Source organism: Bradyrhizobium sp. (genome assembly GCF_049798375.1).
GTDB lineage: Bacteria > Pseudomonadota > Alphaproteobacteria > Rhizobiales > Xanthobacteraceae > Bradyrhizobium.
Genome location: NZ_JBARGP010000132.1, coordinates 1 through 9,996, shown reverse-complemented (window position 1 = coordinate 9,996; position 9,996 = coordinate 1). Strand labels below are relative to the sequence as shown.

11 protein-coding genes are annotated in these 9,996 nt (G+C 63.5%); all 11 read left to right on the top strand.

The window, feature by feature from the left end:
- Positions 1 to 269 (top strand): NADH-quinone oxidoreductase subunit A (locus WA702_RS05825; RefSeq protein ID WP_425109582.1); only part of this gene is annotated, 269 nt, incomplete at its 5' end.
- Entirely contained in the window at positions 260 to 850 is a 591-nt protein-coding gene (locus WA702_RS05820) for a NuoB/complex I 20 kDa subunit family protein (RefSeq protein ID WP_425109581.1), read from the top strand. The genes WA702_RS05825 and WA702_RS05820, both read left to right, overlap by 10 nt.
- Before the next feature lie 11 nt (positions 851 to 861).
- Positions 862 to 1,467 (top strand): NADH-quinone oxidoreductase subunit C, encoded by a 606-nt coding sequence (locus WA702_RS05815; RefSeq protein WP_425109580.1) that lies wholly within the window; start codon positions 862 to 864, stop codon positions 1,465 to 1,467.
- The gene (locus tag WA702_RS05810; RefSeq protein WP_425109579.1) at positions 1,464 to 2,660 is read left to right on the top strand and encodes an NADH-quinone oxidoreductase subunit D; all 1,197 of its coding nucleotides are present in this window, start codon (positions 1,464 to 1,466) and stop codon (positions 2,658 to 2,660) included. The genes WA702_RS05815 and WA702_RS05810 overlap by 4 nt, the downstream gene beginning before the upstream one ends.
- Complete coding sequence (locus tag WA702_RS05805) at positions 2,660 to 3,619, top strand: FkbM family methyltransferase (RefSeq protein WP_425109578.1); 960 nt, start codon at positions 2,660 to 2,662, stop codon at positions 3,617 to 3,619. The genes WA702_RS05810 and WA702_RS05805 overlap by 1 nt, the downstream gene beginning before the upstream one ends.
- Positions 3,620 to 3,633: 14 nt before the next feature.
- On the top strand, positions 3,634 to 4,245 hold the full coding sequence (nuoE, locus tag WA702_RS05800) for an NADH-quinone oxidoreductase subunit NuoE (protein ID WP_425109577.1): 612 nt from the start codon (positions 3,634 to 3,636) through the stop codon (positions 4,243 to 4,245).
- Positions 4,246 to 4,288: 43 nt separating this feature from the next.
- Positions 4,289 to 5,611 carry an NADH-quinone oxidoreductase subunit NuoF gene (gene nuoF, locus WA702_RS05795; protein WP_425109576.1) on the top strand — a complete coding sequence of 441 codons (1,323 nt, stop codon included), beginning with the start codon at positions 4,289 to 4,291 and terminating at the stop codon, positions 5,609 to 5,611.
- 133 nt (positions 5,612 to 5,744) lie between these two features.
- On the top strand, positions 5,745 to 7,817 hold the full coding sequence (nuoG, locus tag WA702_RS05790; protein ID WP_425109575.1) for an NADH-quinone oxidoreductase subunit NuoG: 2,073 nt from the start codon (positions 5,745 to 5,747) through the stop codon (positions 7,815 to 7,817).
- Between the two features lie 10 nt (positions 7,818 to 7,827).
- Entirely contained in the window at positions 7,828 to 8,898 is a 1,071-nt protein-coding gene (nuoH, locus tag WA702_RS05785; protein ID WP_425109574.1) for an NADH-quinone oxidoreductase subunit NuoH, read from the top strand.
- Positions 8,899 to 8,906: 8 nt separating this feature from the next.
- The gene (gene nuoI, locus WA702_RS05780; protein ID WP_425109573.1) at positions 8,907 to 9,395 is read left to right on the top strand and encodes an NADH-quinone oxidoreductase subunit NuoI; all 489 of its coding nucleotides are present in this window, start codon (positions 8,907 to 8,909) and stop codon (positions 9,393 to 9,395) included.
- A 9-nt stretch (positions 9,396 to 9,404) separates the two neighbouring features.
- Positions 9,405 to 9,996, top strand: a 592-nt coding sequence (locus tag WA702_RS05775; protein WP_425109572.1) for an NADH-quinone oxidoreductase subunit J, incomplete at its 3' end; no start/stop codon positions are given.

Genomic DNA, 9,996 nt, shown 5'->3' with positions numbered 1-9,996 from the left:
CTTTCCAGCAGCCTGATCCGGAGAAACTTTCAGCCTACGAATGCGGCTTCAATGCGTTCGACGACGCCCGCATGAAGTTCGACGTCCGCTTCTATCTGGTCGCCATCCTCTTCATCATCTTCGATCTCGAAGTGGCGTTCCTGTTCCCCTGGGCCGTGGCGTTCGGAAAGCTGGGCGCGACCGGTTTCTGGTCGATGATGGTGTTCCTGGCCGTGCTGACGGTCGGGTTCGCGTATGAATGGAAGAAAGGCGCGCTCGAATGGGATTGAGCCCCACCGCCGCAACCTCGCAGCCGGCGATAGCGCAAGCTCCGAGAGGCATTCTCGATCCGTCGACCGGCAAGCCGGTCGGCGCCAATGATCCGTTTTTCCTCGAGGTCAATCACGAGCTGTCCGACAAGGGCTTCTTCGTCGCCGCGGCCGATGACCTCATCACCTGGGCGCGTACCGGCTCCCTGATGTGGATGACCTTCGGTCTCGCCTGCTGCGCGGTCGAGATGATGCAGGTCTCGATGCCGCGCTACGACGTCGAGCGCTTCGGCTTTGCGCCGCGTGCTTCGCCGCGGCAGTCCGACGTGATGATCGTTGCGGGCACCCTGACCAACAAGATGGCGCCCGCGCTGCGCAAGGTCTACGACCAGATGCCGGAGCCGCGCTACGTCATCTCCATGGGCTCCTGCGCCAATGGCGGCGGCTATTACCACTACTCCTACTCGGTGGTGCGCGGTTGCGACCGCATCGTGCCGATCGACATTTACGTGCCCGGCTGTCCGCCGACCGCCGAGGCGCTGCTCTACGGAATTCTGCTCCTGCAGAAGAAGATTCGTCGCACCGGCACGATCGAACGCTGAAGGTTTTTCGAATGGACGACGGCAAGCTCGACGCTTTGGGGCAGACGATCGTTAGCGCGCTCCCGGGCGGCGCGACCGGGCATTCGGTCGCTTTCAACCAGCTAACGGTGACCGTCGAGCCGGCCAAGATCGTCGAGGTCATGACCTATCTGCGTGACGATCCGGCCTGCCGTTTCGTCAACTTCACCGACGTCACCGCGGTCGACTATCCCGAGCGCGAGAAGCGCTTCGACCTGGTCTATCATCTGCTGTCGCCGACCCTGAACGCCCGCATCCGGCTGCGCGCCGAAGTGGGCGAGATGGAGCCGGTGCCGTCGCTGATCGAGGTGTTTCCGGGCGCCGACTGGTTCGAGCGCGAGACCTACGACCTCTATGGCGTGATCTTCACCGGCCACCCGGACATGCGCCGCATCCTCACCGATTACGGCTTCGACGGCCATCCGCTGCGCAAGGACTTTCCGACCACCGGCTTCGTCGAGGTGCGCTACGACGACCAGGAGAAACGGGTGCTCTACGAGCCGGTGCGCCTCAACCAGGAATTCCGCAAATTCGATTTTCTCTCGCCCTGGGAAGGCGCGGACTATCCGCTGCCGGGCGATGAAAAGGCGAAGCCATGAACGAGCAAAGCCCAGGCCTCCGCAATTTCACCATCAATTTCGGCCCGCAGCATCCGGCGGCGCACGGCGTTCTGCGCCTGGTGCTGGAGCTTGACGGCGAGGTGGTCGAGCGCGTCGATCCGCATATCGGCCTCTTGCATCGCGGCACCGAGAAGCTGATCGAAACCAAGACCTATTTGCAGGCGATTCCCTATTTCGATCGGCTCGACTATGTCGCGCCGATGAACCAGGAGCATGCCTTCTGCCTCGCGGCCGAGAAGCTGCTCGGTATCGACGTGCCGCGCCGCGGGCAACTGATCCGCGTGCTCTATTGCGAGATCGGCCGGATCTTGTCGCATCTCCTCAACGTCACCACACAGGCGATGGATGTCGGCGCGCTGACGCCGCCGCTGTGGGGCTTCGAGGAACGCGAGAAGCTGATGGTGTTCTACGAGCGCGCCTCGGGTTCGCGCATGCATGCGGCGTTCTTCCGCATCGGCGGCGTGCATCAGGATCTGCCGCCGAAGCTGATCGACGACATCGACGCCTGGTGCGATCCGTTCCTGAAGGTGGTCGACGATCTCGACCGGCTGCTCACCGGCAACCGGATCTTCAAGCAGCGCAACGTCGATATCGGCGTGGTGACGCTGCAGCAGGCCTGGGAATGGGGCTTCTCCGGCGTGATGGTGCGCGGCTCCGGCGCCGCCTGGGACCTGCGCAAGTCGCAGCCCTATGAATGCTACGCCGAGATGGATTTCGACATTCCGATCGGCAAGAACGGTGACTGCTACGACCGCTACCTGATCCGCATGGAAGAGATGCGGCAGTCGGTGCGTATCATGAAGCAGTGCATCGCCAAGCTGCGCGCGCCGGACGCGCAGGGACCTGTGGTCGTTGCCGACAACAAGATCGCGCCGCCGCGCCGTGGCGAGATGAAGCGGTCGATGGAAGCGCTGATCCACCACTTCAAGCTCTACACCGAAGGGGTGCACGTGCCTGCCGGCGAGGTCTATACGGCAGTCGAAGCGCCCAAGGGCGAGTTCGGCGTCTATCTGGTCGCCGACGGCAGCAACAAGCCCTACAAGTGCAAGATCCGCGCGCCGGGCTTCGCGCATTTGCAGGCGATGGACTTCATCTGCCGCGGCCATTTGCTCGCCGACGTCTCCGCGATTCTCGGTTCGCTCGACATCGTGTTCGGAGAGGTCGACCGCTGATGGGGCAGGCGCCGATCCAGTTCGACCGGGCTTCAGGGGCGCTCGAAGGAGCGAATCTCTGGGAGCGTACGGCTGCGCTGGCGTTGGCGACCGGCTCGAAGATCTCCTCGCACTTCTCGCATCGCGGCTACAATCATTGCGCCAATCTGCTGCGCAAGGCGCTGCCGGAACGCAACATCGCGATCAAGCTCAACGCGGACGCCGTGTTCGAGTTTCCCTATGGCGACGGCTATTGGAGCAAGCTGCTCAACCGTGCCTATCGTTACGAAGATGAGCTGGAGCTGCTGTTTCTGGACTCCGTCGACGTCGACTACACCTTCATCGATTGCGGCGCCAATTACGGCTACTGGTCGGTGTTGGTGTCGAGCGCGCCCTATGGCTCGCACCAGGCGATCGCGATCGAACCGTCCTCGGCGAATTTCTTCAAGCTGGCCAACAATTCGCGTGTCAACCACGGCCGCTTCGATGTGATGAAGTGCGCGATCGGCGCGGCGCGTGGCACCGCGCAACTCACCGGCACCAAGCACGAGGCCTTCAGCATCGCGGGTGATATCGCCGGCGGCGAGCGGGTCCCGGTCATGGCGCTCGATGATTTGATCGATGACGGCAAGGTCACGGCATCGGGAAAATATCTCATCAAGCTGGATGTCGAGGGCGTCGAGATCGAGGCGATCAAGGGCGGTCAGCGCCTGCTTGCCACCGACAGCGTGATCCTGTGCGAAGAGCATGGCCAGGACCGCAACCATACGGTGTCACGCTATATCCTCGACCAAACACCATTGAAGCTTCTGGTTTACGACCCGCAGAGTGGTCGGCTCGAAACCGTCACCGAATTGTCCATCCTCGACCGGATCAAGGTGTCCGCCCACGTCGGCTACAACGTATTCGGCACGGCGAGTGCGTTCTGGCTGAACCGCATCGATGCGCTCAACGCCAAGAGCGCGCGCCGCATTCAATGAAAGACTGAGAGCCCATGTCCGTCCGCCGTCTTGCACCGAAGGAAATGCAGCCCGCGAGCTTCACGTTCACGGACGAGAATCTGGCGTTTGCGAAGGCGCAGATCGCGAAATATCCGGAAGGCCGGCAGGCTTCGGCTGTTATTGCGATCCTGTGGCGGGCGCAGGAGCAGCACGAGGGTTGGGTGTCGGAAGCCGCACTGCGCGTCGTCGCCGACATGCTCGACATGCCCTATATCCGCGTGCTGGAGGTCGCGACCTTCTACACGATGTTCCAACTGCAGCCGGTCGGCAAGAAGGCTCATGTCCAGGTCTGCGGCACCACGCCGTGCCGGCTCCGCGGCGCCGAAGACCTGATCGAGATCTGCCGGCATCGCATCCATCACGATCCTTTCCACCTCTCCAAGGACGGCGATTTTTCCTGGGAGGAGGTCGAGTGCCTCGGGGCCTGCGTGAACGCGCCGATGGTGCAGGTCTGGAAGGACACCTATGAGGACCTGACGCCGGACAGCTTCGGCAAGGTGCTGGACGGCTTTGCGACCGGTCAGCCGCCGAAGCCAGGTCCGCAGAACGGGCGGCAGTTCTCCGCGCCAATGGGCGGGCCGACCACGCTGAAGGAAAACACATGAGCCGCCTCAGCATCCAACCGCTGGTCAAGGAAGCTTTCTGATCATGCTCGCAGACAAGGACCGTATCTTCACCAACCTCTATGGCCTCCATGATTGGGGCCTCGAGGGCGCGCGCCGCCGCGGCGGCTGGGACGGCACCAAAGGCCTGATCGAGAAGGGCCGCGACTGGATCATCAGCGAGATGAAGGCCTCGGGGCTGCGCGGCCGCGGCGGCGCCGGCTTCCCGACCGGGCTGAAATGGTCGTTCATGCCGAAGGAATCGACCGACGGCCGGCCGAGCTATCTCGTGGTCAATGCCGACGAGTCCGAGCCGGGCACCTGCAAGGACCGCGAGATCATGCGGCACGACCCGCATACGCTGGTCGAAGGCTGCCTGCTCGCGAGCTTCGCGATGGGCGCGCACGTCTGCTACATCTATGTCCGCGGAGAGTTCATCCGCGAGCGCGAGCACCTGCAGGCGGCGATCGACCAGGCCTATGAGGCCAATCTGGTCGGCAAGAACAACATCCACGGCTGGCCGTTCGACATCTATGTCGCGCACGGTGCCGGGGCCTATATCTGCGGCGAGGAGACCGCGCTGCTCGAAAGCCTGGAAGGGAAGAAGGGCCAGCCGCGGCTGAAGCCGCCATTCCCTGCCAATGTCGGCCTCTATGGGTGCCCGACCACGGTCAATAACGTCGAGTCGATCGCGGTGGCGCCCACCATCCTGCGCCGTGGCGCGGCCTGGTTCGCCGGCATCGGCAATCCGAACAATGTCGGCACCAAGCTGTTCTGCATCTCCGGACATGTCGAACGCCCCTGCAACGTCGAAGAGGCGATGGGGATTCCATTCCGCGAGCTGATCGAACGGCATTGCGGCGGCATCCGCGGCGGCTGGGACAATCTCAAGGCGGTGATCCCCGGCGGTTCGTCGGTGCGCATGGTGCCGGCCGCGCAGATCATCGATACGCCGATGGAGTTCGACAGCCTGAGCAAGCTGCGCTCCGGCCTCGGCACGGCGGCCGTGATCGTAATGGACAAGTCGACCGACCTGATCCGGGCGATCGCGCGCATCTCCTATTTCTACAAGCACGAGAGCTGCGGCCAGTGCACGCCATGTCGGGAAGGCACCGGCTGGATGTGGCGCGTGTTGAGCCGCATGGCCGAGGGCCGCGCCCACAAGCGCGAGATTGATATGCTGCTGGAAGTAACCAAGCAGGTCGAGGGCCACACCATCTGTGCGCTCGGCGATGCCGCAGCCTGGCCGATCCAGGGCCTGATCGCGCATTTCCGGCACGAGATCGAGGAGCGAATCGATGAATATTCGCATAAGGCCGATATTGATGATGTCGGCGTGCGCGATCCCGTGATGGTGGCCGCGGAGTAGGTGATGGCCGACCGCTTCCTTTTCTCGAGCACGGCGCGGGAGCTGACTACGCTCACGTGCCGACTCAGCTACCGCAGTCTCATCGTGAGGGGCGCCGGAATGGCGCTCGCTCACGCCAGTGGCAGATAATCGCATGACCAAGATCATCGTCGACGGCAAAGAGATCGATGTCCCGCCGGAGTACACGCTGTTGCAGGCGTGCGAGGCGGCTGGCGCCGAGATTCCGCGCTTCTGCTACCACGAGCGGTTGTCGATCGCCGGCAATTGCCGGATGTGCCTGGTCGAGGTGAAGGGCGGCCCGAAGCCGGTCGCGAGCTGCGCCTGGGGCGTGCGCGATTGCCGGCCGGGGCCGAAGGGCGAACCGCCGGAGATCTCGACCCGCTCGCCGATGGTGAAGAAGGCGCGCGAAGGCGTGATGGAATTCCTGCTCATCAACCATCCGCTGGATTGCCCGATCTGCGACCAGGGCGGCGAGTGCGACCTGCAGGACCAGGCGATGGGCTATGGTGTCGACACCAGCCGCTTCGCCGAGAACAAGCGCGCGGTCGAGGACAAATATCTCGGCGCGCTGGTCAAGACCTCGATGAACCGCTGCATCCAGTGCACCCGCTGCGTCCGCTTCTCGGCGGAAGTCTGCGGCGTGCCGGAGATGGGTGCGACCGGCCGCGGCGAGGATATGGAGATCACGACCTATCTGGAGCATGCGCTGAGCTCCGAGCTGCAGGGCAATCTGGTTGATATTTGCCCGGTCGGCGCGCTGACGTCGAAGCCTTATGCGTTTGCCGCGCGCCCGTGGGAACTCGGCAAGACCCAGTCGATCGACGTGATGGACGGGCTCGGCTCCGCGATCCGCGTCGATACCCGCGGCCGCGAGGTGATGCGGATCCTGCCGCGCGTCAATGATGCCGTGAACGAGGAGTGGATCTCCGACAAGACCCGCCACGTCGTCGACGGCCTGCGTACGCAGCGGCTCGACCGGCCCTACATCCGCGAGAACGGCAGGTTGCGCGCGGCGTCCTGGCAGGAAGCCTTCAATGCGATCGCCGCCAAGGTGAAGCGGATCGACGGCAAGCGCATCGGCGCTATCGCGGGCGATCTCGCTGCGGTCGAGGAGATGTTCGCGCTGAAGGACCTGCTCGGGCGCATCGGCTCGACCAACGTGACGGTGCAGGGCGGCGACAGCTTCGATCCGAAGGCCGGCCGCGGCTCCTACATCTTCAACCCGACCATTGCCGGCATCGAGCAGGCCGATGCGATCCTGATCGTCGGCGCCAATCCGCGCAAGGAAGCGGCCGTGCTGAACGCACGCATCCGCAAGCGTTGGCGCTCGGGTCAGCTCAAGGTCGGCGTGGTCGGCCAGAAGGTCGATCTCACCTATGACTATGAGCACATCGGCGCCGGCACCGATTCCTTGAACGATGTCGCCGCCGGCAAGCATTCGTTCGCGACCACGTTCCGCAATGCCAAGAACCCGATTATCATCGTGGGAGCCGGTGCTGCCGCACGTCATGACGGCGCGGCGCTGCTGTCGCTTGCAGCCAAGATCGCGCTCGACGTCAACGCGCTGCGCGACGACTGGAACGGCTTTGCCGTGCTGCACGACACTGCTTCGCGGGTCGGCGCGCTCGACATCGGCTTTACCGGTACCGGTCTCACCGCGGCGCAGATGACGACCTTCGGCACCATGGACGTGCTGTTCCTGCTCGGCGCCGATGAGATCAACGTGCCCGAGGGCGTGTTCACGGTCTATATCGGCACCCACGGTGACCGTGGCGCGCATCGCGCTGACGTCATCCTGCCGGGCGCGGCCTACACCGAGAAATCCGGCATCTACGTCAACACCGAAGGGCGGGCACAGGCGACCGGCCGCGCATCGTTCCCGCCGGGCGAGGCACGCGAGGACTGGGCGATCATTCGTGCGCTGTCGGACGTGCTCGGCAAGAAGCTGCCCTACGACTCCCAGGCCGCGCTGCGTGCCGCGATCTTCAAGGTCGCGCCGCATCTTCAGCGCCTCGACCAGATCGAGCCGGGCAAGCTCGCCGATCTCAGGGCATTGGCAGGGAAGGGCGGCAGCCCGGAGAAGGCGCCGTTCAAGACCCTCGTCGAAGACTTCTATCTCACCAACCCGATCGCACGCGCATCGGCGGTGATGGCGGAATGCTCCCGCCTCGCCGCCGGGCAGGCCGTGCTGACGGCAGCGGAGTGAGCGTGATCTGATGGCTGATTTCTTCGCAAGCTCGTTCTGGACCGGCTTCCTCTGGCCGCTGATCATCATGGTCGCGGAAAGCGTGCTGCTGCTCGTGGTGCTCCTGATATCGGTGGCCTACATCCTGTTGGCTGACCGCAAGATCTGGGCAGCCGTGCAGATCAGGCGCGGCCCCAACGTGGTCGGGCCGTTCGGCCTGTTCCAGTCCTTTGCCGACCTTTTGAAGTTCGTGCTGAAGGAGCCGATCATTCCCGCCGGCGCCAACAAGGGCGTGTTCCTGCTGGCACCGCTGGTGTCCTGCGTGTTGGCGCTGGCGTCCTGGGCGGTGATTCCGACCAATCTCGGCTGGGCGATCGCCGACATCAATGTCGGCATCCTCTACATCTTCGCGATCTCGTCACTGTCGATCTACGGCATTATCATGGCCGGCTGGTCGTCAAACTCGAAATACCCATTCCTTGCGGCGCTGCGCTCGGCAGCGCAGATGGTGTCCTACGAGGTCTCGATCGGTTTCGTCATCATCACGGTACTACTCTGCGCCGGCACGCTGAACCTGTCGGCCGTGGTCGAGGCGCAGCACGTGCGCGGGCTGGCCAGCCTGATTGGGCTGCCGAAGCTGACCATCCTGAACTGGTACGTCTGGCCGCTGTTCCCGATGTTCGTGGTGTTCTACGTCTCGGCGATGGCGGAAACCAACCGTCCGCCGTTCGATCTCGTCGAGGCGGAGTCCGAGCTCGTCGCCGGCTTCATGGTCGAATACGGCTCGACGCCGTACCTGCTGTTCATGCTCGGCGAATATGTCGCGATCTGCACGATGTGCGCGCTGGGCGCGATTCTGTTTCTGGGCGGCTGGCTGCCGCCAATCGATGTCGCGCCCTTCAATTGGGTCCCGGGCGTGATCTGGTTCTTCCTGAAAGCCTTTTTCATCTTCTTCATGATTGCGATGTCGAAAGCGATCGTGCCGCGCTACCGCTACGACCAGTTGATGCGACTCGGTTGGAAAGTGTTCCTGCCGCTCTCGCTGGCCATGGTGGTCATCGTTGCCGGCGTGCTGCACTTCGCCGACATCGCGCCGAAATGAGGCCGTCAATGAATGTCAACGCCACCGCCCGTTCGCTGCTGCTGTCGGAATTCGTATCGGCGTTCTTCCTCACGATGCGCTATTTCTTCCAGCCGAAGCCGACCATCAATTATCCGTTCGAGAAGAACCCGCTCTCGCCGCGCTTTCGCGGCGAGCATGCGTTGCGCCGCTATCCCAACGGGGAAGAGCGCTGCATCGCCTGCAAGCTGTGCGAGGCGGTCTGCCCGGCGCAGGCGATCACGATCGAGGCCGGGCCGCGTCGCAACGACGGCACCCGCCGTACCGTGCGCTACGACATCGACATGGTGAAGTGCATCTATTGCGGGCTGTGCCAGGAGGCATGCCCGGTCGACGCCATCGTCGAGGGGCCGAATTTCGAATTCGCGACCGAGACCCGCGAGGAGCTCTACTATGACAAGGCCAAGCTGCTCGCCAATGGCGACCGCTGGGAGCGCGAGATCGCCAAGGCCATCGCGCTCGACGCGCCGTACCGCTGAGGGCTGATGATGATCTTGCCAGCGCTCTTCTTCTATCTCTTCGCCGCGGTCTGCGTCGCCTCAGCGGTGATGGTGATCGTCTCGAAGAATCCCGTTCACTCGGTGCTCTATCTGATCCTCGCCTTCGTCAACGCCTCCGGCCTGTTCGTGCTGATGGGCGCCGAATTCCTGGCGATGATCTTGATCGTGGTCTATGTCGGCGCGGTCGCGGTGCTGTTCCTGTTCGTGATCATGATGCTCGACGTCGACTTCGCGGAGCTGCGCGAAGGCTTCATCCAGTATCTGCCGGTCGGCATCGTGATCGGCGGCATCTTCATGTTCGAGCTGCTGCTCACCGTCGGTGCCTGGGTGATCAACCCGACCGTCACCAAGCAGATCACCGCGCCGATCCCGATCAATGTCAGCAACACCGAAGCGCTCGGGCTCGTGCTCTATACGCAGTACATCCACTACTTCCAGCTCGCCGGCATGGTGCTGCTGGTCGCGATGATCGGCGCCATCGTGCTGACCCTGCGGCACAAGGCGAACGTCAAGCGGCAGGACATCAATGTGCAGAATGCACGCACGCCTGAATTGGCGATGGCGGTGCGCAAGGTGGCCT

Bases quoted from the DNA above. Each gene is read 5' to 3' on its own strand.
- WA702_RS05820 (WP_425109581.1), top strand. From the start codon at position 260: ATGGGATTGAGCCCCACCGCCGCAACCTCGCAGCCGGCGATAGCGCAA.
- WA702_RS05815 (WP_425109580.1), top strand. From the start codon at position 862: ATGGACGACGGCAAGCTCGACGCTTTGGGGCAGACGATCGTTAGCGCG.
- WA702_RS05810 (WP_425109579.1), top strand. From the start codon at position 1,464: ATGAACGAGCAAAGCCCAGGCCTCCGCAATTTCACCATCAATTTCGGC.
- WA702_RS05805 (WP_425109578.1), top strand. From the start codon at position 2,660: ATGGGGCAGGCGCCGATCCAGTTCGACCGGGCTTCAGGGGCGCTCGAA.
- nuoE (WP_425109577.1), top strand. From the start codon at position 3,634: ATGTCCGTCCGCCGTCTTGCACCGAAGGAAATGCAGCCCGCGAGCTTC.
- nuoF (WP_425109576.1), top strand. From the start codon at position 4,289: ATGCTCGCAGACAAGGACCGTATCTTCACCAACCTCTATGGCCTCCAT.
- nuoG (WP_425109575.1), top strand. From the start codon at position 5,745: ATGACCAAGATCATCGTCGACGGCAAAGAGATCGATGTCCCGCCGGAG.
- nuoH (WP_425109574.1), top strand. From the start codon at position 7,828: ATGGCTGATTTCTTCGCAAGCTCGTTCTGGACCGGCTTCCTCTGGCCG.
- nuoI (WP_425109573.1), top strand. From the start codon at position 8,907: ATGAATGTCAACGCCACCGCCCGTTCGCTGCTGCTGTCGGAATTCGTA.